Source organism: Propionibacterium cyclohexanicum (assembly GCF_900111365.1).
Lineage (GTDB): Bacteria > Actinomycetota > Actinomycetes > Propionibacteriales > Propionibacteriaceae > Propionibacterium > Propionibacterium cyclohexanicum.
Genome location: NZ_FOGZ01000004.1, coordinates 73,427 through 98,449 on the forward strand (window position 1 = coordinate 73,427; position 25,023 = coordinate 98,449).

The following is a 25,023-nucleotide window of genomic DNA, read 5'->3' on the forward strand; positions in this document are numbered from 1 at the left end:
TCAGGGGACATGCTTCGAAGCCACGGCTGCGCGCACCTTGAGCAGTTCGGCGTCCGCCGCTGCCCCATAGCGCCGACTCAGCTCGGTGAACAGGACGTCCACGAGGCCTATCTGGGAGGTCACCGAAACGAGCGCCTCCGCCCGGTACCTGGTGTCCTCGGACAGCGACGAGAAACGGACCTCAGCTAGGTGGGCGAGCGGCGAATTGGGATAGCTGGTGATCGCGATCGTAGGCACCCCGTGCTCGCGCAACTGCTCGGCCAGCAGATTGATGTCCGCATCGTTTCCGGTGTGCGAGATAATCAGGCCGACATCGCCGGGGCTCAACTTGGCGGCGGCCATGAGCTGCATGTGATAGTCGCCGGGCTGGACCAACCGCAGTGGCAATCTCAAGAGCATGTGGTACGCATACTGGGCAACGACATTGGAACTGCCCAGCCCGAAAATCCCGAGGGTTTGCGAGTCACTGATCAGCTGGACAGCATGATCCACGTCGGTGCCGTCGATGAAGTCCGCCGTTCCTCGGAGTGCCTCGATATTGGTCTCCAGCGTCTTGCGGGCACTTTGCAGAGCCGAATCGGAATCCTCGACCTCGCCGCGAGGGTCGTCCGCGCGGGTGAGCTGACTCGACAGTCCGAGCCTCATCTGGGAATAGGAGCCGTAACCCAGCACCTTCGAGAACCGCGAAACGGTGGCCGTGGAGACGCCGATCTCACCAGCGAGCTGCTCGACCGTGCATTCCAGCACCCGATCGGGATTGTCGAGGAAGAACTGCGCCACTCGTCTGCTGGTGGCACCCATGCTCGGCATGAGCTGTGCGATCCGTGCACTCGTCGTCGTGTTCACTGCGCCCTCCCGTGTGTCATGACGATAGCTATCCTCCGCGTCGACGTCCGCACTCGTCGGCCAACACTGTCACCTCTGGCCGGTTGCCAAGTAGGCAGACGCACGCTATCCTCCTCTGTAAGAACGTTACAGTGTCAGTGACCGTTCACTGTATGAAACTTTTAGAAGGATGGCCTTCAGATGAGCAAAGAGGCTCTGACCCCCCGTTTCGTGCAGCTGGGTGTCGCCGCAGGCGACTGGCGAGACGCGCTACGGCGGGGCGCAGTTCCCCTCCTCAATGCGGGGAACATCACCGAGACCTATGTCGACAACATGATCCAGGCCGTCGAGACGCTCGGCCCCTACATCGTCATTGCACCGGGCATCGCGCTCGGCCATGCTCGTCCGGATCGCAGTGTCCTGCACACCGGATTCAGCCTCTCCACATTGACCATGCCCGTCGAGTTCGGCTCGCAGTCCAATGATCCTGTGGACATCGTCGTCATCCTGGCGGCCGTGGACGCCAGCTCGCACATCAATGCGCTGCACCACCTGGCCACCTTCCTCGGCAGCAAGGACAATCTCGCCCTGCTGCGGGGCGCCTCCACTCCCGCGGACATCGACGAGGTCGTCGACCGCATCAACAAGGGATGAAACATGGGAATTCTCCACTTCCTCGTCTTCCAGCTGCTCAGCAATCAAGTCATCTTCTTGGGTCTGGTGGCCTTGCTCGGGCTGCTCCTACAGCGCAAGAAACTACCCCAGGTCATCGACGGTGTCGTGAAGACCATTGTCGGGCTACTCGTGTTGTCCGCAGGCGCAGGAATCCTCATCAATGCGATATCTCCGGTCGTCCAGGAACTCAATAAGTCCCTTGGCGTACAAGGAGTCTTGCCGACAAACGATGCAGTCTTCGGTGTCGTACTACAATTCGCCACCCCGATACGCGATGCCGTGCTGATCTTCTTGCTGGCCTTCCTGCTTCATCTGGTCCTCGTGCGGGTTTCCCCCTGGAAAGACACCAAGAATGTCTATCTCACGGCCCACCTCATGCTGTACCATGCGGCATTCATGGCCGTCACGCTGCCTCACGTCCTGCATGCCAATAGCGTGGTGACGATCATCCTGGGTACGATTTTCAACGCCGTCTATTTCACTTTCTCTCCGGCGATAACCCGAAAGCTCGCGAGATCGTGGACGAAAGACGTGCAGACTCTGGGATTCATGGACCAAGTGGGAGCCATCCTCGCCCACTATCTCGGCACGTGGTGTGGAAGCAATGACCCGAACCAGGACGCCGACCACCTGAAACTGCCCAAGTGGGCTTCGATGTTCCGCGACAGCACCATCGTGTTGTTCCTCCTCATGCCGATCATCTTCCTGGGAATCGGGATCGCAGTCGGCCGCGATGGCATCTCGACGCTGTCCGGAACCACGAACTGGATCCTGTGGCTGATCCTGCAAGGCTGGCAGTTCACCGCCGGAATCGTCATCCTGTTGTCCGGCGTGCGCATGTTCATCGGATCCATCGTGCCCGCCTTCAAGGGAATCTCCGACAAATTCCTGCCGGGCGCGGTACCTGCCCTGGATGCGCCGACGTTCTTCCCGTTCTCCCCGATGGGTGGCATGTTCGGCTTCCTCGGCTCCACGGTGGGCGCCATCATGGTGACAATACTCACGATCGCCTTGCATTCACCGGTGATTGTTTTCCCATCGCCGATCATCATGTACTTCGATGGCAATGTCATGGGGGTCTTCGGGAACAAAGCCGGTGGATGGCGTGGCGCCCTCATTGCTGGTTTCGTGACCGCAGTGATTTCCTCGACCGCCGTCATTGCGTTGTACCCGCTCACGGGTCCGGCATTCGGCAGTGGACTCACCTGGTCGAACATCGACTACGCGCTGGTGTGGACGCCGCTCATGTACCTGCTCAAGGGAATCAGGCTGGTGTTTGGATTCTGAGCAGGAAGAATTGTAAATCAAGCATGGTGAAACGAGAAGGAGTTTGATATGAAGATCGTCGCAGTGTGCGGTTTCGGCGTGGGTTCCAGTGTCATCGCAAAGATGAACATGGAGCAAATCCTCGCCCAACGCGGAGAAGAAGACATCGACGTCGAGACAGTCGATCTCGGCAGCGTCACCAGTGTCGATGCCGATCTATACGTCACCACTCATGAACTGTTCGACCAGTTCCCGGAATCCATAACGGACAAGACCTTGGTACTCAACAATTTCGTCGACGTCAACGAGATCAGAGAGCAGCTCCTGCCCCGGGTCGATGCCCTGCGCGATCGTTGAGCATGGACCATCCAGATCATCGGGAATCCATGGGGCGCACACAAACAAGGCAGGTTAACAATGAGTGACGATGACATCTTTGCGGTGAGTGAGGACAGCTGGCGCCGCGAGGTTTTCCCGGAATGGGGCAGCTGGCTCAACGAAGAGATCGAGTCCAGCCGCGTGGCGCCAGGGCACCTGGCCATGTGGTGGATCGGGAACATGGGGATCTGGCTCAAGACCTCCGCCGGCACGGGAGTGGCGGTGGACCTATGGTGCGGCACCGGAAAGCGCAGCCACCTCACTCCCGAAAACCCCCCTCGGCACCAGTGGCGCCGCCAGCTCGGCAGCAAGGCACCCCAGCCGAATCTGCGCACCCAACCAATGACCCTTAACCCCTTTGCGATCCACGACCTCGATGCACTGCTGGTCACCCACTTCCATCACGACCACCTCGACCGTCATGTCGCCGCCGCGATCGTGCAGAACGTGGCCTCCCCGATCCCCTTCGTCGGCCCCCAATCGGTCGCCAACCAATGGCTCGCGTGGGGAGTGCCGCGCGACAGGATCGTGGTCGTCCATCCCGGCGATTCGCTGACGATCGGCGATGTCACGGTGGACGTCCTGGAATCCTTCGACCGCACGGCACTCATCACCGATCCAGTGGGGATGGAACTGCCAGATGACGACCATCTCCCGGCAATGGCCGAACGGGCAGTCAGCTATCTGCTGCGCACTCCCGCGGGCTCGGTCTACCACGCTGGCGACTCCCACTACTCCGTGAGATTCGCCGAACAGGGAGATCGCTTTCCGATCGACATTGCGCTGCTCGCCTATGGCGAGAACCCGGTGGGCGTGCAGGACAAGATGACCTCGTCCGACATTCTGCGCGCTGCAGAGGCCCTCGGCACGAAGGTGGTCATCCCGCTGCACTGGGACGCCTGGACCACGATGCGCGCCGACCCGGCCGAGGTGAGCTATCTGTGGCGTCTTCGCCGAGACCGCTTCGACTACCGCTTCCACCCCTTCAGCTGGCTTCCTGGGGGTCATTTCGACTGGCCCGCAGACCGGGCTCGCATCGAGTACCTCTATCCCCGGGGATTCACCGACCGATTCAGCGAGCCGACGAACACGCCCTACCCGGAAATGTTCTGAGCTCAGCTGCCACGATGCTCAGCGGTGTCCGCCCAATCGCCGCAACGCGTTGACCGCAACGTCCAGGGAGCTTGTCCTCCAGAAGGGCGGCAAAGAGGCTTGGAGATAGGGGCCGTAGCGAGCCGTGACCAGCCGGGGATCCAGCACCGCCACCACCCCCCGATCAGCACTGCTGCGGATCAGACGTCCGGCACCTTGGGCGAGCAGGAGAGCGGCGTGCGATGCGGCTATCCGCATGAATCCGTTGCCTCCTGCACCGTTGACCGCCTGCTGACGCGCCTGGCTCAGCGGATCGTCGGGGCGCGGGAACGGAATCCGATCGATGATGACGAGTTGGCACGACTCCCCCGGCACGTCGATGCCCTGCCACAACGACATCGTGCCGAACAGGCTGGTGGCTGGGTCGGCAGTGAACCGCCGAGTCAGCTCCGGCAGTTGCATCTCCCCCTGGCACAGCAGGGGCAGCGAAGGCAGCTCGGCGCGGACGTGGCGCGCCGCCAGCTCCGCATTGCGCTGGGAGGAGAACAGGCCCAGGGTCCGGCCGTGTGCTGCCCAGATCAGCTGCGCGATCTGGTTGAGGACCTCCTGGGCCATGCCCTCGCGGGCCGGCCTGGGCGCTGCGGAGGCGATATAGAGAATGGCCTGATGTGCGTAATCGAAGGGGGACCCGACATCGATTCCGCGCCAGTTGGAGATGTCCTCGGGTTCGTCCGGCGCCTCTGCGCCCTCACGCGGCCCGGCAGACCCGATGTGCGCGACGGACTCGACCCGATCCGCCGATCGCAGACCCACCTGACCGGCCATCGCCTCGAACGACCCGCCGATGGCCAGCGTCGCCGAGGTGAGGACTGTCACTGCTCGCGAGAGAATCGCATGGCGCAGCAGCCCAGCCACCGACAGAGGCGCCACGTTGAGCTGGCGCCCGGCGAACCTGCTCTCGCTGACCCACACCACATCGGTGTCCGCGAGTGCCGCCATCCGCTCGCAGCTCTCGAAGACCTCCTGCATCCCGGCCTGAGCCTGGGCGCGCTCGGTGTCCACCTCGGCCTTGGGGCCCCTTTGGGTCAGTGCGCTCAGCGCCGAGCGGGACAGCTCTCGCAGTCTGGCGAGGGCCAGCACCGTTGTCGCCTGAGGACTGGTCACCCTGCCCAGATCCCCCAGGGCCAGGGCACCGAGCAGCGAATCGGCGGCCTCGATCAGATCCGTGCTCACCTGGTCGTTCAGCCATGGGGCGGACCGGCGCGCTGCTCTCTCGATGCGCTGGGGACTCAGTTCCTGACTGGCGGCTCCGGTCACCCGGGCGGTCAGCTCGTGAGCCTCGTCGATGATCACCGCGTCGTGTTCGGGGATGACACCTCGCTGGTTGAGGGCATCGATCGCGAAGAGAGCGTGGTTGGTGACGATCACATCGGCCTGACGGGCCCTGGCCCTCGACTGCTCGGTGAAGCACTCGTCGTAGAACGGGCAGCGTGAGCCCAGGCATTCGCGCGAGCTGATGCTCACCTGGGCCCAGGCCCGGGCCGAGTGCCGGGGTGCGTCGTCCCGGTCGGCAAGACCGTGCTCGGCCCGCTCGTGCCCGATCCACTCGCGCAGCGCGATCACCTCGGCTCCCAGTGCCGTATCGGGATCGGCAGCAGCATGCGCCGCCTCATTGATCTCCTCACCCCCGATCAGCGCCTCCTGCTCCTCAGCGCCACCCTCGAGGGCCCGCAGCAGGCAGGCGTAGTTGCGCCTGCCCTTCACGATCGCGGCAACCGGTTCACGCCCTGTCACCGCCGCGACGGCGGCTGCCGCCGCGGGGATGTCCTTGGTGGCCAGCTGGGCCTGCAAGGCCAGCGTTGCGGTCGCCACCACCACCGCATGCCCGCTGCGCTGCGCGTGGACGAGTGCGGGCGCCAGATAGCCCAGCGACTTTCCGGTGCCGGTGCCCGCCTGTACGAGCAGATGGCATCGGCCCTCGAGGGCGTGGGCCACTGCGTCGGCCATCTTCTCCTGGCCCTCGCGCGGCGCACCGCCGATCGCCTCGATCGCCGCGGCGAGCACCTCGCGGTGCCGGCCGATGCCATCGTCGTCCTTCGCGGCGGATGGGGCGGTAACCGTATCGGTCCTGGCGCTCATGCCCGGGCGAACTGGCGCAGTTCCCCCGCCAGATCGGGGTGCACCTGGGCGACGAGGTGTGTGCCTTCAGCCACATACTCGTCCACACTGATCTGGCCGTTGCGGTGCACCCTGTCGACCAGATCGCCCCTTCCCCAGGGAATGACGACGTCGATGGACTCCTGGGGGGACGGCAGCCCGTCCTCGATCGCGGCACGTAGCTCACCGAGCCCATCGCCCGATCGCGCACTGACCAGTACCACCCGGTCCCCCGCATTGCGCAATGCGGCCAGCACCTCGGGTTGGGCTTGATCGATCTTGTTGACGGCCAGCAGCTCGGGCCGTCCAGCCGCGCCGATCGACTCGAGGACGCCCCGCACGGCATCGATCTGCCCCTGTGGGTCGGGGTCCGAACCGTCGACCACATGCACCAGCAGGTCGGCCTGGACCGACTCCTCCAGGGTGGAGCGGAAGGCCTCGACAAGATCGGTGGGCAGGTGCCGCACGAAGCCCACCGTATCGGTGAGGGTGTAGACCCGCCCATCGGCGGTCCGGCAACGCCGAGTGGTCGGGTCCAGGGTGGCGAAGAGCGCGTCCTCGACAAGCACCCCTGCCCCGGTGAGCCGGTTGAGCAGTGAACTCTTCCCCGCGTTGGTATAACCCACCAGGGCCACCGAGGGCACCCTGCTGCGACGGCGGTCGCCCCGCTGCACCTGGCGGGTGGCCTCCATGGCTCGCAATCTCTTGCGCAGTATTGCGATCCTGGTGTTGATCCGGCGCCGGTCGGTCTCGATGCGGGTCTCACCGGGGCCTCGGCCACCGATACCCACGCCACCGGCGGCCCGTCCGCCGACCTGACGAGACAGGCTCTCGCCCCAGCCACGCAAGCGCTGCTTCATGTAGTTGAGCTGGGCCAGCTCCACCTGCGCCTTGCCCTCCAGGCTGCGAGCGTGCTGGGCGAAGATGTCGAGGATGAGCGCGGTGCGATCGACAACCTTGACCTTGACCTGGTCCTCCAGGTTCCTCAGCTGGGCAGGAGTCAGTTCGCCATCGGCGATGACGGTGTCGGCACCGGTTGCCAGCACCACCTCACGGAGCTCCGCCACCTTGCCGCTGCCGAGATAGGTGGCGGCCTCGGGCCTGGAACGGCGCTGGATGAGGCCATCGAGCACCTGGGAGCCGGCAGTCTCGGCGAGCGCCTTGAGTTCCGCCATCGCATTGAGCGCATCGGCCTGGCTGCCATGGGTCCACACCGAAATCAGGACGACGCGTTCCAGGCGCAGCTGTCGGTACTCGACCTCGCTCTCGTCCTGAAGCTCCGTGGACATGCCCGGCACCCGGGTGAGGGCAGCCCTGTCCTCCAGGTCCAGCTGGTCCCCGTCGTCGTGCCCGTCGAATCGGGCGTTGTCCGGCTGCTGGTCACCCAGCGAGCCGGCGGGTTCATCGGCGAACCACTGGGCCTGCGGCTCGGGTTCGTGAGCATCATGGGAATCGTTCATCGTCCCCCCAGCCTGGCACATCGCGCCTGGACCCCCAAGGGCACTCAAGGTCTTGGCAGATCGGGCAGGTAGACGGTGCCGGTGGCAACGATGACAGCCGGCCCGGTGAGGAAGGCGTGGGACCCGTCGATGTCCACGCTGAGCTCGCCTCCGGGCACTGTCACATCGACCCGGCCCGACTCACCGAGCCGGCCCAGCTGCGCTGCGGCGCTGGCCACCACTCCGGTACCGCACGAAAGGGTCTCGCCCGAGCCCCGTTCGTGGACACGCATCCGCAGGGCGCGGGGCTCCTGGGCCCAGACGAATTCGAGGTTCGCCCCTTCGGGATAGGCATCCGAGTCGAACTGTGGCAGGCCAGTGAGATCCAACGCGTCGAGCTCGGCGGCAGAGTCGAGGAAGACCACCGCATGCGGATTGCCGACGTCGACATGAACCGCCTCGTAGTGCGCTGCGGCCAGGCGAACCGCAGTCCTGGGCTCACTGACCTCCAGGGGACCAAGGTCGGCCCGGAAGCGTCCGTCGTTGAGCTCCCTCACCGACTTCGTGCCGGCCCGGGTCGCCACCTGGATGTCCTTCTCGTTCACATAGTCCTCGTCGAGCAGATATCTCGCGAAGACCCGTAGCCCATTGCCGCACATCTGGGCGATCGAGCCATCGGCATTGCGGTAGTCCATGAACCAAAGGCTGGGGTCACCATGCCATTCGGGCAGGAACTCGGCCTTGACGGCCCGGATCACCCCGTCCGCGCCGATCCCGCGATGCCGGTCGCACAGGAAGCGGACATCCTCGGCGCACAGCGGCGTGGAGTTCGTCCGGTCCTTGAGCAGGACGAAGTCATTCGAGGTGCCATGGCCCTTGGAGAATCCCCACGATCGCATGGCAGTCATTCTTCCACTGCCGCCGCGACCGGCTATTCGGAAGCCTTGTCGTGCACCAGGAGCTCGGCGATGTGCTCCTCAAGTCCAGGCGCGAGGGCCGGCAGCCAGCGAATCCGCGGGTCGCGGCGGAACCAGGAGAGCTGTCTGCGGGAGAAGCGTCTGGTCTGTTCGATCGTCTTGGCGATGGCCTGCTCCTCGCTCAGCGCACCGTCCAGCATGGCAAGCACCTGGCGGTAACCCAGTGCCCGAGATGCCGTGACGCCCTGGCGCAAGCCCTGCCGCACCAGCGTGCGCACCTCCTCGACCAGCCCCGCGTCGAACATGGCGTGAACGCGCTCGTCGATGCGCCGGTCCATGGTCACCCGGTCCAGCTCCAAACCGAACTGATGCACGTCGGCCAGCAGATAGCGAGGCTCAGGAAGGCCTACCTCGAAGTGGCCCGTGAGGTCGAGGACCTCCAGGGCGCGCACCACTCGACGGGCGTTGCCGGGAAGGATCTTCGCCGCCGCTGCGGGGTCCCGCTCGGCGAGCACCTCATGGAGCGCCTCGGCGCCGAGGCGATCCAGCTGAGCCTCCCAGCGTTTGCGTACCGCAGGATCGGTGCCAGGAAACCGGAAGTCATCGATGACGGCCCTGGTGTACAGCGAAGAGCCCCCCACGAGGATCGGTGCGACGCCGCGCGCCCGCAGCACCTCGATGGTCCGGCGCGCCAAGACCTGGAAGTTCGCCACCGTGGAGCTCTCGCGGATGTCGAGGACATCGACGAGGTGATGAGGCACCATGGCCTGTTCCCTGGCGCTCGGCTTGGCCGTGCCGATGTCCATACCCCGGTAGAGGGCCATCGAGTCGGCATTCACTATCTCAGCCGGGAGTCCGAGGCCGGCCAGCCGCAAGGCCAGCCGGACGGCCAGGGAGGACTTCCCAGAGGCCGTCGGGCCGATGATCACCGCCAGCGGCGGCGCTGAGCCAGGCTTCACTGCCGGGACGGGATGGACGGCATTCCCAGCCCCACCCGCTCGTCGTGGCCAGCGTCCGCACCGGTGCCAGCCTGTCGAGCAGCCCAGGCGTCCCCTCCCCTGGTGCGCCGCAACCCGTGCAGTGGCGCGTCGGCGACCAGATGATGGGGGGCGCCGTAGGTGATCTCCACCTCGGCGATGTCACCTGGCCGTGGCATCTCCTCGCGGATCGAAGGCGCCGCGACGTGCACGAGCCGGTTGTCACGGGCCCGCCCCGACAACCGCTCGAGCTGCCCGTCCTTGCGCCCGGCCTCTGAGCCGAACATCACCTCGACGCGCGAGCCGACGAGTGACTGGTTTTCGCGCCAGGAGATCGCCTCCTGGACGGCAACGAGGCGCTCGTAGCGTTCCTGGACCACCTCGCGCGGCACCTGATGGTCCATCTCGCCAGCCGGAGTACCCGGGCGGATGGAGTACTGGAAGGTGAAGGCATTGGCGAACCGGGCCTGCTCGACGACGTCGAGAGTTGCCCGGAAGTCGTCCTCGGTCTCCCCCGGGAAACCGACGATGATGTCGGTGCTGATGGCAGCATCGGGCATCGCAGCCCGCACCCGCTCGAGGATCCCGAGGAAGCGCTGGGACCGGTAGCTGCGCCGCATCGCGTGAAGCACCCGGTCCGAGCCCGATTGCAGAGGCATGTGTAGGTGGTGCATCACCGCAGGAGTCTGTGCCATCGCGTCGATGACATCATCGGTGAAGGCGGCGGGATGCGGGCTGGTGAAGCGCAGCCGCTCCAGGCCGTCGATGCGGCCGCAGGCACGCAGGAGCTTCGCGAACGCCGCCCGGTCACCGAACTGCGCGCCGTAGCTGTTCACATTCTGCCCCAGCAGGGTGATCTCCTGAACGCCCTCGTCGACGAGCATCCTCACCTCGTCGAGGATCTCGCCTGGACGCCGATCCGTCTCCTTGCCCCGTAACGAGGGAACGATGCAGAAGGTGCAGGTGTTGTTGCAGCCGACACTGATCGAGACCCAGGCCGAATAGGGGGATTCCCGGTGGGTGGGCAGGTCGGAGGGGAACACCTGAAGTGCTTCGGCGATCTCCACCTGGCTCTCCTGGCGCATTCGGGCGCGTTCGAGCAGCAAGGGCAGGGAGCCAAGATTGTTGGTACCGAAGACCACATCGACCCAGGGAGCCCGGCTGAGCACCGTCTCGCGATCCTTCTGGGCCATGCACCCGCCTACCGCTATCTGCATGCCCGGGTGTTGCTGCTTGACGGAGGCCATGTGCCCCAGGTTCCCGTACAGCCGGTTGTCGGCGTTCTCGCGCACGGCGCAGGTGTTGAAGACCACGACATCGGCGTCGGAGAATCCGCCATCGGCGGGCTCGGGTGCCCGCCGGTAGCCGGCTGTCTCCAACAGCCCGCCGATCCGCTCCGAGTCGTGCACATTCATCTGGCAGCCGTAGGTCACGACGTGGTAGGTGCGCGGCTCGCGCTCGAGGTGCATCGCTGTAGGCTGAGTAGTCGGCATGGCCCCTCCATGCTAGTGCCGCATCCCCGGTTCTCTTCCAGACGCGGCATTCGGGGGATGACCAGGCCGATCAGGATAGCGCCCAGACGGTCCATTACAAACCTGTTACAGCTTGTGATCAAACTCATTACCGCATTCGTTGGCCGCTAATCTTCGGCCATGGCCCAGCTCCAGGACAAACCCTCGATTCCCCAGCACCATGGCGCCACCGCCGAGCCGATCGTCGAGCTCAAGAAGGTCAACAAGTCGTTCGGTGACAAGCAGGTGCTGTTCGACATCGACCTCACGGTGCGCTCTGGTGAGGTGGTCGTGATCCTCGGCCCCTCGGGCTCGGGCAAGTCAACCCTGTGCCGCACGATCAACCGCCTCGAGGCCATCAATTCCGGTGAAATCCGGGTGGGCGGCCAGCTGCTGCCCGAGGAGGGCAAGGCGCTGGCCCAGCTCCGTGCCGAGGTGGGGATGGTCTTCCAGAGCTTCAACCTCTTCGCTCACAAGTCGGCGCTGGAGAACGTCACGCTCGGGCCGATCAAGGTGCGGGGCATGTCGAAGACGCAGGCCGAGGAGAAGGGCATGGCCCTGTTGCGCCGGGTTGGCGTCGAGGACCAGGCACACAAGTTGCCGGCCCAGCTGTCCGGTGGACAGCAACAGCGCGTGGCGATCGCGCGAGCGCTCGCGATGGATCCGAAGGTCCTGCTTTTCGACGAGCCCACCTCCGCGTTGGATCCCGAGATGGTCAACGAGGTCCTCGACGTCATGAACGACCTGGTCAAGGCAGGCATGACGATGATCGTGGTGACCCACGAGATGGGCTTCGCCCGTCACGCCGCCGATCGGGTGGTCTTCATGTCCGACGGCCACATCGTCGAGGAGAACGATCCCGACAGCTTCTTCGACCATCCGCGAACCGAGCGGGCGAAGGACTTCCTGTCCAAACTGCTCACCCATTGATCTGCGTGCGGCCGACCATCCCAGGTCACCTGGCCGTCACCCCCCACCAGAAAGGAAGTGCACGATGTTCCACCACTTCACGGCAGCCACCGCCCGGGCAGCGGCCGGCGCAGCACTGGCGTTCGTGCTCGTCTCGTCGATGTCAGCGTGCAGCGGCACGTCCGGATCCTCGGACGCCACCGGGTCCGCCCAGGGCAGGATCGCGATCGGCGTGAAACTCGACCAGCCGGGAACCAGCCTCAAGGTCGGCAATGACCTCAAGGGCTTCGACGCCGACGTGGCCCGCTATGTCGCCGCCAAGATGGGCTACCAGCCGAGCCAGATCGACTTCAAGGAGGCCGTCTCGGCACAGCGCGAGACGATGATCGAGTCAGGTCAGGTGAAGTTCGTGGTCGGAACCTATTCGATCACCGACTCTCGCAAGCAGCGGGTCGACTTCGCCGGACCCTACTTCATCGCGGGCCAGGACCTCCTGGTGCGCAGCGACGACAACTCGATCACCGGCCCCGACTCGCTCAATGGCAAGAAGCTGTGCTCGGTGACCGGCTCCACCTCGGCACAGACCATCAAGACCAAGTACGCCACCGGAGTTGACCTGCAGGAGATGGACTCCTACTCCAAGTGCGTCCAGGCCCTCGCCGGCGGACAGATCGATGCGCTGACCACCGACAATGTGATCCTGGCCGGCTATGCCGCCCAGAGCCAATACCAGGGCAAACTCAAGCTCGTGAACAAGCCCTTCACGACCGAGAAGTACGGTATCGGCCTGAAGAAGGGCGACACCGCCACCTGCACCACGCTCACCGAGGCCATCTCCACGATGATCAGCTCGGGCGAGTGGCAGAAGTCCGTCGACGAGAACCTCGGCAAGGGTGGCTTCACGGTCGACACGTCGACCAACCCGCCGACACCTGCCGCGAACTGCGGCAATTGAGCCCCACCGGGGCCGCGAGGGGGAACCGATGTCCCCCGCGGCCCCGGCTGCACCTCCCTGATGGCTGTGCGGCCGCCCCCTGTGGAGGCTGTCCGCCTCGTGAATGGGGGCCCTCGGGGAGGTTGCCGACGATGGGCGCGGACATGGACAAGAAAGTGATCAGATGAACGATTTGCTCGACCTGATGCGGCAGTTCCACATCCTCGAGGCCTTCTGGATGACGATCAAGATCTCCCTGCTCGGCATGCTCGGAGCACTTGTCCTGGGCACTGTCGTGGCGGTGATGAGGGTCAGCCCGATCGGCGTCTTCCAACTGTTCGCCAAGGCCTACGTGAGCCTGTGCGTGAATCTGCCGCTCACCCTCGTGGTCTTCTTCGCCTTCTTCGCCATGTTCCTGCTCCTGGGTATCCACCTGGCACCCCCGGGATCGCGCAACAGCACCGAGGCCTTCTTGTGGGGAGTGGTGGCCATAGCGGTCTATCACAGCGGTTTCGTCGCGGAGGCAATCCGCTCGGGTATCAATACAGTTCCTTTGGGACAGGCCGAGGCGGCCCGCGCGATCGGCCTCACCTTCGGCCAGACCCTCACCTCCGTGGTTCTTCCCCAGGCCCTGCGCGGCGCGATCTCCCCCTTGGGCACCACGGCGAACTCGCTGGTCAAGAACACTACGGTGCTCGCCACAATCGGCGTAGCGGAAGCGAGCTACCAGATGGCCAATATGATCGAGTTCCGCTCCGATGCGCTCTACGCGATCTTCTTCATCATGGCGGCCGGATTCGTCATCTTGACCTTGCCGCTCAATGTCTTCTTCACCCGGCTGTCCACGAAGCTGGCGGTCACCCGATGAGCGAGGGTCAGTCCGTCCTGTTCGATGTCCCCGGTCCACGCACCCGCCGGCGCAACCGGATCATCGGGGTGGTCGGCGGCGCCCTCATCCTCGCGCTCCTGGCAGGTCTCGTCTGGGGGCTGCGCGAACAGTTGGCTCCGCGCAAGTGGCAGCCGTTCGCGGATGCCACCACATGGACCGCCTATCTGCTGCCGGGCCTGCTGGCCACCCTGCGGGCGGCGGTCATCTCGGTGCTGGCCTCCTCAGCAATCGGCCTGCTGCTGGGCATGGGACGGCTTTCTCATGTCAAGGCGATCTCCTGGCTCTGCGGACTCGTCGTGGAGTTCTTCCGCAGCGTGCCTGTGCTCATGATGATGGTCTTCTCGTACTACGCGTACCTGTCGACCGGGCTGTTCAGCGGGGATGTCCTGTCCCTGATGGGCGTCGTCACCGGCTTGACGGTGTACAACTCCTGCGTCATGGCTGAGCTGGTCCGAGCCGGAGTCCACGGTCTGCCGGCCGGCCAGCTCGAGGCCGGTCAGGCCATTGGCCTGACACACTCCCAGGTCCTGCGATCCATCCAATTGCCGCAGGCCATCTCAGCCATGCTCCCGTCGCTGGTCAGCCAACTCGTCATCATTCTCAAGGACACGGCGCTGGGCTATATGATCACCTACCCGGAGCTGCTGCGCGCCGCCCAGTACATCGATGCGGTCTACGGCAACCTGGTGGTGGGATTCCTCATCGTTGCCGTCATCTTCTACATCCTCAATTGGTCGCTCACCCGCTTGGCGCACATGCTGGAGGCGCGCCTGCGCAGCCGCCGGATTGCCCCCGCGAGGATCGTGGGGCCCGGTGCACCGCTCGACGAGGTGGAGATCAGCTGAAGCCGGGCCACGCTGGCTCAGAAATCGTCGTTGCCCTCGCGGCCCCCGCCCAGCTCCTCGAGCACCTGCGTGACCACCGATACCACGGTCGAGGTCTCGAAGCCCTTACGTGCCAAGGCGCCCGCCAACCGCCGGAATGCCACCTCGTGCTCAAGGCCGTGCACTCGCGAGGCCCTGGCGCGGCATGCCTGGAGGGCCAGCTGGCGTTCCCCCTCGCCATCGACCTCATCGTCGCGGGCCAACGCGGACTCGATCACTTCGGCATCGACCTTTTTGGCCCGCAGTTCCTGGGCAAGTGCCCGTTGCGAGAGCTGCTTGGTGCGACGGCGCGAATCCACCCAGGAGCGGGCGAAACGGGCGTCATCGACCAATCCGACCGACTCCAGCCGCGTGAGCACCTGATCGACCACCTCGGGTTCGGCGCCGCGGCGCACCAGATATGCGGCCAGCTCGGCTCGGGAGTAGTCGCGCATCTCAAGTCGGCGCAGTGCCATCTCCCGAGCGATCTCGACAGGATCGGGCTCCAGATCGCCTCCGCCCGCGTCCGGGGGTACGTGCGCCGGTGTGCTTCCGATTCGCCCGGGCACGCTCTCGTCCGGCCGGGAGCGAGCCGGGCCACCATCGCGAGTTCGTGGGCTTCGTCTCGATGCGCGAATCAGAGCAGCACCTCGCCGGTCGCGGGATCCACGTCGTCAGGCACATCCGGGTCATCCACCAGCCCCAAGGCGATCCGGATCTTGTTCTCGATCTCGTTGGCCACCTCGGGATGGGAGATGAGGAAACCGCGGGCGTTCTCACGGCCCTGTCCAAGCTGGTCCTCACCATAGGTGAACCAGGCACCGGCCTTTCGGATGATGCCGGCATCGACACCCATGTCGAGGATGCTGCCCTCACGGCTGATGCCCTTGCCGTAGAGAATGTCGAACTCCGCCTGCTTGAAGGGCGGCGCGACCTTGTTCTTCACCACCTTCACCCTCGTGCGGTTTCCCACGACATCGCTGCCGTCTTTGAGCGACTCGATACGGCGAACGTCGAGGCGCACCGATGAGTAGAACTTCAATGCCCGGCCGCCTGTGGTGGTTTCCGGCGAGCCGAACATCACGCCGATCTTCTCGCGCAGCTGGTTGATGAAGATGGCGGTGGTGTTGGCATTCTGCAGCGCGCCTGTCATCTTGCGCAGCGCCTGGCTCATCAGCCGTGCCTGCAGGCCCACATGATTGTCACCCATCTCACCCTCGATCTCGGCTCTGGGGGTCAACGCGGCGACCGAGTCGATGACCAGCAGTTCCAGGGCGCCCGACCTCACGAGGGTGTCGGCGATCTCCAGGGCCTGCTCGCCATTGTCGGGCTGGCTCACCAGGAGGGCATCGGTGTCGACTCCCAGCGCGTGGGCGTAGGTGGGATCGAGGGCATGCTCAGCGTCGATGAAGGCGCAGATTCCCCCCTGCGCCTGGGCACTGGCGATGGCGTGCAGGGCGACAGTGGTCTTGCCGCTGGATTCGGGTCCGTAGATCTCCACGATCCGCCCACGAGGCAGGCCCCCGATGCCCAGCGCGATGTCGAGTGCCACGGAGCCGGTGGGAATGCTCGCGATCTTGACGAATGCCTGATCCCCCAGGCGCATCACTGCGCCCTTGCCATGCGCCTTCTCGATCTGAGCAAGAGCCGCCGTCAGGGCCTTCTCACGGTCTGCCACTGCCATGTCGTGTCCTTTCCTCGCGTCGGCTCAGGACCGACTGTGTTCATCCGACGCTTCGACTGTATGGGCGAGGTCCGACGATTCTTCATCCTGCGCGCACCTGTGGACGAACCATCACCGCACACAAGTCTATACGAACACGCGTTCGAACAGAACCGAGTGCTCAGGCCGTCTGTGTGCCCCAGCCATCCTCGCGGGGAAGGACCGGCCCGCCGCCAACTTGCCGGGTGTCAACCAGCCTGGCGCCAACTAGCCTGGGCTGGTGCGTGAAACCGAGTTCTGGCGCAGGATGACCGAGCAGCTGGGAGAGGACTATGCGCGGGTGTGGGCCGACCAGGTGGTGCTCGGCGAACTCGGCAACCGCACGGTCAAAGAGGCGATCGAGGCGAAGGTGGCCTTCAAGACCATCTGGCTGGGCGTATGGCACTTCCTCGAGCTGCCGGCCCATGACCGCTGAGCGAGCGCGGCGGGCCCGGGGATTCCCTCAGACGGCCAGGCCGGTGCCCGGCACCACCGGCGCGGATCGGCCCCGCGCGAGCCAGCTCGAAAACGTCACTGCTCCGCGCCAGACTGGCCCCCATGACAGCCAGTGACCCAGCCCCGGCCAGCGCCGATGCGCTCAATGGCTTCGGCGAGGCCACCAGACGCTGGTTCACCGATGTCTTCGAGGCGCCCACGCCCGCCCAACTGGCCGCCTGGCAGGCCATCGGCTCGGGGGAGAACGCCCTGGTCATCGCGCCAACCGGTTCCGGGAAGACACTCGCGGCCTTCCTGCACAGCCTTGACCGGCTCTCGCGCCCCGAGCACGCCCCTCACCCCCTCCCCTGGGCCGCAGCGCTCGGTGCCCAGCCCCCGATCATCGATGCGGCGGACGCGGGAGTATCCGACAGCCCGCCCACGGCCGGTGTGAAGGTGCTCTACATCTCTCCCCTCAAGGCGCTCGCAGTCGACGTGGAACGCAACCTGCGCGCACCGCTGAGAGGCATCGCTGCCACAGCCGAGCGTCTGGGTCTCAGCGCGCCACAGGTGAGCGTGGCGGTGCGCTCGGGGGACACTTCCGCCGCCGAGCGGCGTGCCTTGAGCAGCCATCCCCCCGACATCCTCATCACCACTCCGGAGTCGCTGTTCCTCATGCTGTCGAGCCAGGTCGCCACGACGCTGGATTCGGTCCAGACCGTCATCGTCGACGAGGTCCATGCCCTGGCAGGCAGCAAGCGGGGAGCCCATCTCATGGTGAGCCTGGAGCGTCTCGAGTCAATGGGCACACGAGGCGGGTTCCAGCGTATCGGGCTGTCGGCGACAGTCCGGCCTGCACAGCGCGTGGCCGAATTCCTCGGTGGGCGCCATCCGGTACGCGTCGTGAGCCCACCCGCGGACAAGACCTGGCAGCTCAAGGTCGTGGTGCCGATCGAGGACATGACGCAGCTGCGCACCCCCGCCGCGCCGGACCCGCCGGATTCGGCGCCGGACCAGCAGTCCATGTGGCCTCCCATCGAGCGAGCAATCCTCGACCTCGTCCTCGCGCATCGCTCCACTCTCTGTTTCGTCAACTCCCGTCGCCTCGCCGAGCGCCTCACGGCACATCTCAACGAACTGCATGCGGCCGACCTCGGCGCCCACCCCGAGCCCCATCCCCTGCCGGCGCAGGTCATGACAGCGTCGGCCACCACGCATGGCATGGACGGCACCGAATACCCGATCATCGCCTGCGCCCACCACGGTTCGGTGTCCAAACAGCGCCGCAGCCAGATCGAATCCGATCTGAAGAGCGGCCGGTTGCCGTGCGTCGTGGCCACCAGCTCCCTGGAACTTGGCATAGACATGGGGGCCGTCGACCTCGTGATCCAGGTGCAGTCGCCGCCGTCGGTCTCCAGCGGCCTGCAACGCGTCGGTCGCGCCGGTCACCAGGTCGGGGCGGTCTCCGAGGGCATCTTCTTCCCCACCTCGCGCGGCGATGTCCTGGAGTCCGCCGTCGTGGCTGGCCGGATGGAGCAGGGCGAAATCGAGGCGGTCCGTCAGCTGCGCAATCCGCTCGATGTGCTGGCCCAGCAGCTGGTCTCGATGTGCCTGTCGCACTCGCCCACCTCGGCCGAGCTGTACCGAATCGTGCGCGGGGCCGATGCCTTCCGGGAGCTGCCGCGCAGCGCATTCGATGCCGTGCTCGACATGCTCACCGGACGCTATCCCAGCGAGGACTTCGCCGAACTGCGGCCCCGGCTCGTGTGGGACCGCGCCACCGATGTGCTCAGCGCCCGCCCGGGAGCCCGCCGGCTGGTCACCACGAGTGGCGGCACGATCCCCGACCGGGGACTGTTCGGGGTCTTCCTCGTCGGAGAAGGCACCGCGTCGGGCAAGCACCAGCCGGGCCGCCGGGTGGGCGAACTCGACGAAGAGATGGTCTACGAGTCGCGGGTGGGCGATGTCTTCACGCTGGGCACCTCCAGCTGGCGCATCGAGGACATCACAACGAGTCAGGTCCTCGTCTCTCCTGCCCCGGGCTTGCCGGGCAGATTGCCCTTCTGGCGCGGGGATTCCCCGGGCCGCCCCGCGGAGCTGGGGGCCGCCCTGGGCCGGGCAGTGCGCGAGCTGGGCCAACTGGCCCATGGGCGCGCTGCGGAAAGGCTCACCAGCAGGGGTCTCGATCCGCGCGCTGCGGAGAATCTGCTGTCCTACCTGGACGACCAGCGCTCGGCGACCGGAGTGCTTCCCGACGACCGGACGATCCTCGTCGAGCGCTTCCGCGACGAGATCGGCGACTGGCGGATCTGCGTGCATTGCGCGCTGGGCTCCGCGGTCCTCCAGCCCTGGGCGCTCGTCATCGGGGCGAAGGCCCAGGAACGCTACGGCGTCGAGGTGCACGCTACCGCCACCAATGACGGCATCATCATCCAGCTGCCCGACACCGATCAGGCGAGCCCGGACTCATCGCTGCTGGACATGGCCCCCTCGGATGTGGAATCCCTGGTGAGCGAGCAGGTCTTCGGCTCCGCTCTGTTCGCTGCCAGGTTCCGCGAATGCGCGGCCCGGGCGTTGCTGCTGCCCCGGCGCAATCCGGGGCAGCGTTCCCCCCTGTGGCAACAGCGCATCAAGTCCGCGCAGCTATTGGGCGTCGCCGCCGGGTACCGGGACTTCCCGATCGTCGTCGAGGCGATGCGCGAATGCCTCCAGGACGTCTTCGATCTCCCGGCTCTCACCCGGCTCATGTCCGAGATTGCGGCACGCCGCGTCCGTGTGGTGGGCATCGAAACACCCCAGCCGTCTCCCTTCGCTCGCAGTCTCATGTTCGGTTATGTGGGCGAGTTCGTCTACGACAGCGATCAGCCGCTCGCGGAGCGCCGGTTGGCCGCACTGACGGTCGACTCCGGGATCCTTGCCGAGCTGCTGGGCCGCGAGGGCGCGGAGGAACTGCTCGACCCCGCCATTGCCGCCGCCATCGAGTCCGAGCTCCAGGCCCTGGCCCACGACCGCCAGGCCACCACCGCCGAGCAGCTGTGGGAGCTGGTACGAACCATCGGGCCGCTCACTGCGGCGGAGTGTCGCGAGCGCAGTGCCGGTGACGCCGACCTTTGGATAGCGCAGCTCATCGAGCATCGGCGGATGAGCACCGTCCGGGTGGCGGGAATCCCGATGGTCTGCAGCGATACCGACATCGGCCTGTTACGCGACGCATTGGGCGTTCCGGTGCCCCCGGCCATGTCCGCGCCCCCGCCGCGCGCCGTGGAGGAGGCCCTGGCCGACGTGGCGCTGCGCTGGGTGAGGCACCACGCCCTGTGCACTGCAGATTCACTGGCACAGCGCTACGGGCTGGCTCTCGACACGGCTCGCTCGGCCCTCGACCGTCTCACCGATGCCGGCACCCTGGTACGCGGCACGATCCTGCCACACCCCGGCGAAACTGACTCCCCGCCGGACTTCGCCGCGCTCGGCGAGGATCCCGCTGCCACCCAGTACTGTCATGAGCGGGTGCTCACGCTCATCAAGCGGCGCACCCTCGCAGCGCTGCGCAACGACGTTGAGGCGGTGGACCAGCAGCAGCTCGCGCGTTTCCTCGATGCCTGGCAGCAGCTCGCCCCGATCGAGGCCCGGCAGGACCCGCTCCCTACTCCGCAGACCAGCCTCGACGATCTGCTGGGCGTCGCCGATCTGCTCACCGGGTATCCCCTGCCCGCCTCCATGCTCGAGTCCGTGGTGTTGCCGGCCCGTCTCCCGGGATACCACCCAGCACTGCTGGACGAGGCGCTGGCCACCGGCGAACTGATCTGGATGGGTTCCGGGGCCATCGGATCCCATGACGGCTGGGTGACACTGTGGCCGGGCGGGGTGCAGCCCCCTGCTCCCCCGGCACCGGAATCGCTGAGCCCCCTCGCCAAGGAACTCATCACCAGGCTGGCGGCCGGCGGCGGCTGGCGGGTGAGCGATCTCGTGAGCCCTCAGCAGGGCCCGGGCGCTGTCCAGGATGCGCTGTGGGAGCTGGCCTGGGCCGGGATGGTGACCACCGACACCTTCACCTCGGTACGAGCACTGACCACCCAGGGCAGCCTGAAGCGACCGGCCACCCCACATCCCCGACGCCAGAGGCTGCGGCCGCGCGGCCGGGACGCGCCCCTCACAGGTGAGCGGTGGGCGGCCGTCGTGCATCGGGGCGACGAGCCCAACCGGCTCCTCGAGTCCCTCGACACACAGCTGGCACGCTACGGCGTCCTCACGAGGGGAAGCGTGCTCAGCGAACCGGCGACGCCCAGCTTCGCGCAGGCATACCGGGTCCTGGCACGGATGGAAGAATCCGGGGTCGTCCGCCGCGGCTATTTCGTCACTGGGCTGGGAGGAGCACAGTTCGCCATGCCCGGAGCCGTGGACCGCCTGCGCCAGGCGGCGCCGACCCCCATGCGGCTGCTCGCCGCGTGCGACCCGGCAAACCCTTACGGGGCGGCACTGGAGTGGCCGTCCAGCAAGGGCCATCGACCGACGCGCAAGGCGGGGGCGCTGGTAGTGCTCGCCGATGGAGCACCGGTGTGCTATCTGGAACGCGGCGCGCGCACCCTCGTCACCTTCGACTCGACCAACGCGGAAGACCTCGCGCAGGCCCTCGCGCTCATGGGTGAGGCCGTGGATCGCTCGGCGATCCAGCCGATCTCGATCGACCGGGTGGATGGTGCCGCGGCCCTGTCCGAGGGAGTCCATACCGAGGCGATGGCCGCTGCGGGGTTCGTCATGGTGCCCCAGGGCTACAAGCGCCGCCGCCACGGCTGAACGGCGGGAGCGAGGGGGCCGGCGAGGAACGCGCGGATCGGCCGCCCGGCCGCCCAGGACCGCGCGTGCATCGCCACGGGCCGCCTCCTCGCCAGACGAGGCCGGTGCCGCCATGACCTGCTGGTGCATCGACGCGAGAACTGGGCGCGCCACGGGACGCACGGCGCGGCTGGCGCCTCACATGCGGACAGATATCACGATATGGGGGGTGCGACTGCGCCGCACCCCCGGGAAACGACGATCACGCCGCTGCAGCGACCGGCTGACGTGCCACGCCGAGGCGCTGATTGCCCCGCTCGGACTCCAACAGCAGCATCTTGTCACTGACCCGCTGCAGGATCTCCGAGAGCGGGGCATGAAGCGCGGCACAGATGGCGAAGAGCAGTTCGCTGGAGGCCTCCTTCTGGCCCCGCTCAACTTCAGACAGATAGCCGAGGCTTACCCGGGCAGCCAGCGACACGTCGCGCAGCGTCCGCCCCTGGCTCACTCGGCGCTCACGCAATGCCTCGCCCAACAGCTCCCTGACCAGTAGTGGCTTCACGGTGCCCTCCCATCACGCGCCTCACGATGAGGTCACTGGTCCTAACGTGACGCCGAGCCCGTTCATTCCCGCGCCGCCCGGATAATTCAACCTTCCACAAGGGTGTCCGAGAGGAGTTCCAGGGCGGCCCGCACGGTGGCCCGCCGGACCAGGCAACGATCTCCGCTCAGCGTCACATGACGGGTCAGGGTCCGCTCGGGGGCGCTCACACACAGCCAGACACTTCCTGGCGGCACGCCATCTTGGCCTTCGGGTCCGGCCGTACCGGTGGCCGCCACTGCCACGTCGGCTCGGCAGAGCTGGCGGGCTCCGGCAGCCATCTGCCGGGCGGTCGTCTCATTGATGACGCCGTGTCCGGCTACGTAGTGCTCGTCGACTCCTGCCAGGGAGACCTTGAGATCGGTGGCGTAGGTGATGAGCCCGCCGCGGAAGACCGATGAGGAGCCCGCAATGCTGGTGAGCACCCAGCCGATTCCGCCACCGGTGATCGACTCACAGCTTGCCAAGGTCAACCCTCGGGCCCTGAGCGCTGCCAGGATCCGTGCCGCCGCGCTGGCTTCCCCCTCGGCTGCATCGAGGGCACCCGGTACATCAGCCAAGGCGGTGCTTCTTGAACTCGTCGTAGTCGATGGCATGGCCCGCCGCCAGCGACACCCGGCGCAGCCGCGCAGCGTCCACGAGATAGTCGAGCCCGGTGAGTACCGTGAGGCCGAACGCCGCCCACATGAAGACCCACTTTGTCACATAGAACCAGGTCCCGAAGACCGGTAGCCCGAGCAGGAAGAGTGTCAACGCCACGCCCTGCAGAGCAGTCTTCAGCTTGCCGCCCCTCTTGGCCGACATAACGCCGTAGCGCAACATGCGCACCCGCATGAACGTGATGCCCCACTCCCTGAGAAGGATGATGACGGTGATCCACCAGGAAAGCTCACCGATCAGCGACAGGCCGACGAATGCCATGCCGGTGATGGCCTTGTCCGCGACCGAATCCCAGATCTTCCCGAAATTCGTCACCTGGTGGAGCTTGCGGGCCAGACGCCCGTCGACGAAGTCGGTGAGGATGGCCACCGCGAACACCACGGCCGCACCGATCCGCCAGCCCTGCGACTCAGGATGCACGAGCAGCACCACGGCGAAGACCGGCACGAGGACGAGCCGGGTGATGGTGAGAATATTCGGGATGTTCCAGGCGAAGTCGAGCGTCGTCGTCTCGTCTGGCGATTCGGACGATGTGCTCATACCCGCGATGCCCCTTCGTGAGCTGATCGGTCGGTGATCTCGGCCGTGAGGTCGACTCCCTGCGACGAGATCACGTGCGCCGCCACAATATCGCCGACCGCGACCTGACGAGATGCCTCACCGGCGGGGCAGACCAGCTGCGTGGCGCCGTCGACGTCCGGACCCTGGTGACTGGCGCGCCCCCAGATGCCCTGCTCGTCGATCGTCTCCACGAGCGCAGTGGTGTCCTCACCGACCCGCTCGGCGGCACGCTGATCGCACAGTTCTGCCGCCAGCGCACTGATCCGCTCGACGCGCACGGCAATGTCGTCCTCGTCGATGTGCCCGGGCAACTCGGCGGCAGCAGTGCCGTCCTCGTCGGAGTACCCGAAGACGCCGATCGCGTCGAGCCCCGCCCGGCCCAGGAAGGATTCGAGCACCCCGAGATCGTGTTCCGTCTCGCCGGGAAAACCGACAATCACATTGCTGCGGATTCCTGCCCTGGGAGCCCGGCTCCTGATCTGCGCGATGAGTTCGAGAAAGCTGTCTTCGTCGCCGAAGCGCCGCATCGAGCGAAGCAGAGCGCGCGAGGCATGCTGGAAGCTCAGATCGAAGTAGGGGATCACCTTCTCGGTGCCGCACATGACGTCGATGAGGCTCGAACGCATCTCGGCGGGTTGCAGATAGCTCACTCGAATCCACTCCAGCCCGTCCACACCGGACAGCTCACCGAGCAGGTTCTCCAGGGCCCTCAGCTGGCCCAAATCCTTTCCGTAGCTCGACGAGTTCTCCGACACCAGCAGCACCTCGCGGACGCCCTGCTGCGCCAGCCACCGCGCCTCGGTGAGAATCTCGCTGCCCAGGCGCGACAGATAGGCGCCACGGAAGCTGGGGATGGCACAGAATGCGCAGCGCCGGTCGCACCCCGAGGCGATCTTCAGAGGTGCCCAGGGAGCCTGGTTCAATCGGTGCCGCAGCACCCGGGGACCGGATGCGGGAGCAATCCCCTCGGGCAGATCCCCCTGGTGCCCCGGCACCGGCAGGCGCACCGCATGCCGGTCCACGGGAGCGATGGGCAACCCAGCGCGCCTGTCGCGGGGAATGTGCGGTGCCGGCGGATGTCCTTCGAGGATCTCGCGCAGCCGATGGGCGATCTGCGGATAGGAATCGAATCCGAGGACTGTGGCTTCGGGCAGCTCAGCGGCCAATTCGGCGCCGTAGCGTTCGGCGAGGCAGCCCACGGCGACGACCGGCCGGTGGTGGCCTCCCGTGTCGGGGTCGGCGGCAGCCAGGATCGTGTCGATCGAGTCCTTCTTGGCCTGGGCCACGAAGCCGCAGGTGTTCACCATCACGGCATCCGCCGCCTGGGCGTCGTCGACCAGGGTGAAACCGCCCGCTTCCAGGCGGGCGGCAAGCTCCTCAGAATCCACGTCATTGCGCGCGCAGCCCAAGCTGACCAGATGAACAGCGGTTTTCGTCATGATGCTCCCCAGTATTCCCG

At 66.2% G+C, this 25,023-nt stretch carries 22 protein-coding genes; 10 read left to right on the forward strand and 12 right to left on the reverse strand.

Annotated elements, in window-relative coordinates; all coding sequences use genetic code 11:
• On the reverse strand, positions 1 to 846 hold the full coding sequence (locus BMX93_RS03185) for a MurR/RpiR family transcriptional regulator (protein ID WP_218139203.1): 846 nt from the start codon (positions 844 to 846) through the stop codon (positions 1 to 3).
• Positions 847 to 1,026: 180 nt separating this feature from the next.
• Between BMX93_RS03185 and BMX93_RS03190 the strand changes: the two genes are divergently transcribed.
• From BMX93_RS03190 to ulaG, 4 genes are read left to right on the forward strand one after another with little or no spacing between them, the layout of a single operon-like run.
• A complete protein-coding gene (locus BMX93_RS03190) occupies positions 1,027 to 1,479 on the forward strand; it encodes a PTS sugar transporter subunit IIA (RefSeq protein ID WP_091967824.1) in 453 nt (150 codons plus the stop codon).
• A gap of 3 nt (positions 1,480 to 1,482) precedes the next feature.
• Positions 1,483 to 2,787 carry a PTS transporter subunit IIC gene (locus BMX93_RS03195; RefSeq protein ID WP_091967827.1) on the forward strand — a complete coding sequence of 435 codons (1,305 nt, stop codon included), beginning with the start codon at positions 1,483 to 1,485 and terminating at the stop codon, positions 2,785 to 2,787.
• 48 nt (positions 2,788 to 2,835) lie between these two features.
• Entirely contained in the window at positions 2,836 to 3,123 is a 288-nt protein-coding gene (locus tag BMX93_RS03200) for a PTS sugar transporter subunit IIB (RefSeq protein WP_091967829.1), read from the forward strand.
• A gap of 60 nt (positions 3,124 to 3,183) precedes the next feature.
• A complete protein-coding gene (ulaG, locus tag BMX93_RS03205; RefSeq protein WP_091967831.1) occupies positions 3,184 to 4,257 on the forward strand; it encodes an L-ascorbate 6-phosphate lactonase in 1,074 nt (357 codons plus the stop codon).
• Between the two features lie 18 nt (positions 4,258 to 4,275).
• Here ulaG and BMX93_RS03210 read toward each other — a convergent pair whose 3' ends face one another.
• The 5 genes from BMX93_RS03210 to miaB are packed head-to-tail and all read right to left on the reverse strand — an operon-like array spanning position 4,276 to position 11,219.
• Positions 4,276 to 6,375, reverse strand: coding sequence for an ATP-dependent DNA helicase (locus BMX93_RS03210; RefSeq protein ID WP_091967834.1), 2,100 nt, complete (start codon positions 6,373 to 6,375; stop codon positions 4,276 to 4,278).
• Positions 6,372 to 7,853: a GTPase HflX gene (gene hflX / locus BMX93_RS03215; protein WP_091968036.1), complete on the reverse strand. Its 1,482-nt coding sequence runs from the start codon at positions 7,851 to 7,853 to the stop codon at positions 6,372 to 6,374. Before hflX ends, BMX93_RS03210 begins: the two co-directional genes overlap by 4 nt.
• A gap of 44 nt (positions 7,854 to 7,897) precedes the next feature.
• The gene (dapF, locus tag BMX93_RS03220; protein WP_091968040.1) at positions 7,898 to 8,731 is read right to left on the reverse strand and encodes a diaminopimelate epimerase; all 834 of its coding nucleotides are present in this window, start codon (positions 8,729 to 8,731) and stop codon (positions 7,898 to 7,900) included.
• 32 nt (positions 8,732 to 8,763) lie between these two features.
• Positions 8,764 to 9,708 (reverse strand): tRNA (adenosine(37)-N6)-dimethylallyltransferase MiaA, encoded by a 945-nt coding sequence (miaA, locus tag BMX93_RS03225; RefSeq protein WP_091967837.1) that lies wholly within the window; start codon positions 9,706 to 9,708, stop codon positions 8,764 to 8,766.
• Positions 9,705 to 11,219, reverse strand: a complete 1,515-nt coding sequence (miaB, locus tag BMX93_RS03230) for a tRNA (N6-isopentenyl adenosine(37)-C2)-methylthiotransferase MiaB (protein ID WP_425438740.1) — start codon at positions 11,217 to 11,219, stop codon at positions 9,705 to 9,707. Before miaB ends, miaA begins: the two co-directional genes overlap by 4 nt.
• A gap of 159 nt (positions 11,220 to 11,378) precedes the next feature.
• Here miaB and BMX93_RS03235 point away from each other — a divergent pair, with 159 nt between their 5' ends.
• The 4 genes from BMX93_RS03235 to BMX93_RS03250 all read left to right on the forward strand — a co-directional run bounded on the left by BMX93_RS03235 (position 11,379) and on the right by BMX93_RS03250 (position 14,814).
• Positions 11,379 to 12,167 (forward strand): amino acid ABC transporter ATP-binding protein, encoded by a 789-nt coding sequence (locus tag BMX93_RS03235; protein ID WP_091967844.1) that lies wholly within the window; start codon positions 11,379 to 11,381, stop codon positions 12,165 to 12,167.
• 64 nt (positions 12,168 to 12,231) lie between these two features.
• Positions 12,232 to 13,101, forward strand: coding sequence for a glutamate ABC transporter substrate-binding protein (locus tag BMX93_RS03240; protein WP_091967847.1), 870 nt, complete (start codon positions 12,232 to 12,234; stop codon positions 13,099 to 13,101).
• A gap of 163 nt (positions 13,102 to 13,264) precedes the next feature.
• Positions 13,265 to 13,948, forward strand: a complete 684-nt coding sequence (locus tag BMX93_RS03245) for an amino acid ABC transporter permease (protein ID WP_091967850.1) — start codon at positions 13,265 to 13,267, stop codon at positions 13,946 to 13,948.
• Positions 13,945 to 14,814 carry an amino acid ABC transporter permease gene (locus BMX93_RS03250; protein ID WP_091967852.1) on the forward strand — a complete coding sequence of 290 codons (870 nt, stop codon included), beginning with the start codon at positions 13,945 to 13,947 and terminating at the stop codon, positions 14,812 to 14,814. Before BMX93_RS03245 ends, BMX93_RS03250 begins: the two co-directional genes overlap by 4 nt.
• A gap of 17 nt (positions 14,815 to 14,831) precedes the next feature.
• Here the strand turns inward: BMX93_RS03250 and BMX93_RS03255 are convergent, their stop codons facing one another.
• Together BMX93_RS03255 and recA are read right to left on the reverse strand one after the other, a co-directional pair.
• The gene (locus BMX93_RS03255; protein ID WP_091967854.1) at positions 14,832 to 15,401 is read right to left on the reverse strand and encodes a regulatory protein RecX; all 570 of its coding nucleotides are present in this window, start codon (positions 15,399 to 15,401) and stop codon (positions 14,832 to 14,834) included.
• Positions 15,402 to 15,469: 68 nt separating this feature from the next.
• A complete protein-coding gene (gene recA / locus BMX93_RS03260) occupies positions 15,470 to 16,516 on the reverse strand; it encodes a recombinase RecA (RefSeq protein WP_091967857.1) in 1,047 nt (348 codons plus the stop codon).
• Between the two features lie 259 nt (positions 16,517 to 16,775).
• Between recA and BMX93_RS03265 the strand changes: the two genes are divergently transcribed.
• Together BMX93_RS03265 and BMX93_RS03270 are read left to right on the forward strand one after the other, a co-directional pair.
• Positions 16,776 to 16,970: a DUF3046 domain-containing protein gene (locus BMX93_RS03265; RefSeq protein WP_091967860.1), complete on the forward strand. Its 195-nt coding sequence runs from the start codon at positions 16,776 to 16,778 to the stop codon at positions 16,968 to 16,970.
• Positions 16,971 to 17,092: 122 nt separating this feature from the next.
• A complete protein-coding gene (locus tag BMX93_RS03270) occupies positions 17,093 to 21,763 on the forward strand; it encodes a DEAD/DEAH box helicase (protein ID WP_091967863.1) in 4,671 nt (1,556 codons plus the stop codon).
• A 241-nt stretch (positions 21,764 to 22,004) separates the two neighbouring features.
• On the opposite strand, the gene BMX93_RS03275 is transcribed toward BMX93_RS03270, so the two are convergent.
• The 4 genes from BMX93_RS03275 to rimO all read right to left on the reverse strand — a co-directional run bounded on the left by BMX93_RS03275 (position 22,005) and on the right by rimO (position 25,003).
• Entirely contained in the window at positions 22,005 to 22,304 is a 300-nt protein-coding gene (locus BMX93_RS03275) for a helix-turn-helix domain-containing protein (RefSeq protein WP_091967866.1), read from the reverse strand.
• An 86-nt stretch (positions 22,305 to 22,390) separates the two neighbouring features.
• Entirely contained in the window at positions 22,391 to 22,903 is a 513-nt protein-coding gene (locus tag BMX93_RS03280; RefSeq protein ID WP_245725704.1) for a CinA family protein, read from the reverse strand.
• The gene (gene pgsA / locus BMX93_RS03285) at positions 22,896 to 23,543 is read right to left on the reverse strand and encodes a CDP-diacylglycerol--glycerol-3-phosphate 3-phosphatidyltransferase (protein ID WP_091967872.1); all 648 of its coding nucleotides are present in this window, start codon (positions 23,541 to 23,543) and stop codon (positions 22,896 to 22,898) included. The genes BMX93_RS03280 and pgsA overlap by 8 nt, the downstream gene beginning before the upstream one ends.
• Positions 23,540 to 25,003: a 30S ribosomal protein S12 methylthiotransferase RimO gene (gene rimO, locus BMX93_RS03290; protein WP_091968044.1), complete on the reverse strand. Its 1,464-nt coding sequence runs from the start codon at positions 25,001 to 25,003 to the stop codon at positions 23,540 to 23,542. The genes pgsA and rimO overlap by 4 nt, the downstream gene beginning before the upstream one ends.
• Positions 25,004 to 25,023 lie beyond the last annotated feature (20 nt).

Coding starts and splice junctions, on each gene's coding strand:
- BMX93_RS03190 (WP_091967824.1), top strand. CDS start 1,027: ATGAGCAAAGAGGCTCTGACCCCCCGTTTCGTGCAGCTGGGTGTCGCC.
- BMX93_RS03195 (WP_091967827.1), top strand. CDS start 1,483: ATGGGAATTCTCCACTTCCTCGTCTTCCAGCTGCTCAGCAATCAAGTC.
- BMX93_RS03200 (WP_091967829.1), top strand. CDS start 2,836: ATGAAGATCGTCGCAGTGTGCGGTTTCGGCGTGGGTTCCAGTGTCATC.
- ulaG (WP_091967831.1), top strand. CDS start 3,184: ATGAGTGACGATGACATCTTTGCGGTGAGTGAGGACAGCTGGCGCCGC.
- BMX93_RS03210 (WP_091967834.1), bottom strand. CDS start 6,375: ATGAGCGCCAGGACCGATACGGTTACCGCCCCATCCGCCGCGAAGGAC.
- hflX (WP_091968036.1), bottom strand. CDS start 7,853: ATGAACGATTCCCATGATGCTCACGAACCCGAGCCGCAGGCCCAGTGG.
- dapF (WP_091968040.1), bottom strand. CDS start 8,731: ATGCGATCGTGGGGATTCTCCAAGGGCCATGGCACCTCGAATGACTTC.
- miaB (WP_425438740.1), bottom strand. CDS start 11,219: ATGCCGACTACTCAGCCTACAGCGATGCACCTCGAGCGCGAGCCGCGC.
- BMX93_RS03235 (WP_091967844.1), top strand. CDS start 11,379: ATGGCCCAGCTCCAGGACAAACCCTCGATTCCCCAGCACCATGGCGCC.
- BMX93_RS03240 (WP_091967847.1), top strand. CDS start 12,232: ATGTTCCACCACTTCACGGCAGCCACCGCCCGGGCAGCGGCCGGCGCA.
- BMX93_RS03245 (WP_091967850.1), top strand. CDS start 13,265: ATGAACGATTTGCTCGACCTGATGCGGCAGTTCCACATCCTCGAGGCC.
- BMX93_RS03250 (WP_091967852.1), top strand. CDS start 13,945: ATGAGCGAGGGTCAGTCCGTCCTGTTCGATGTCCCCGGTCCACGCACC.
- recA (WP_091967857.1), bottom strand. CDS start 16,516: ATGGCAGTGGCAGACCGTGAGAAGGCCCTGACGGCGGCTCTTGCTCAG.
- BMX93_RS03270 (WP_091967863.1), top strand. CDS start 17,093: ATGACAGCCAGTGACCCAGCCCCGGCCAGCGCCGATGCGCTCAATGGC.
- pgsA (WP_091967872.1), bottom strand. CDS start 23,543: ATGAGCACATCGTCCGAATCGCCAGACGAGACGACGACGCTCGACTTC.
- rimO (WP_091968044.1), bottom strand. CDS start 25,003: ATGACGAAAACCGCTGTTCATCTGGTCAGCTTGGGCTGCGCGCGCAAT.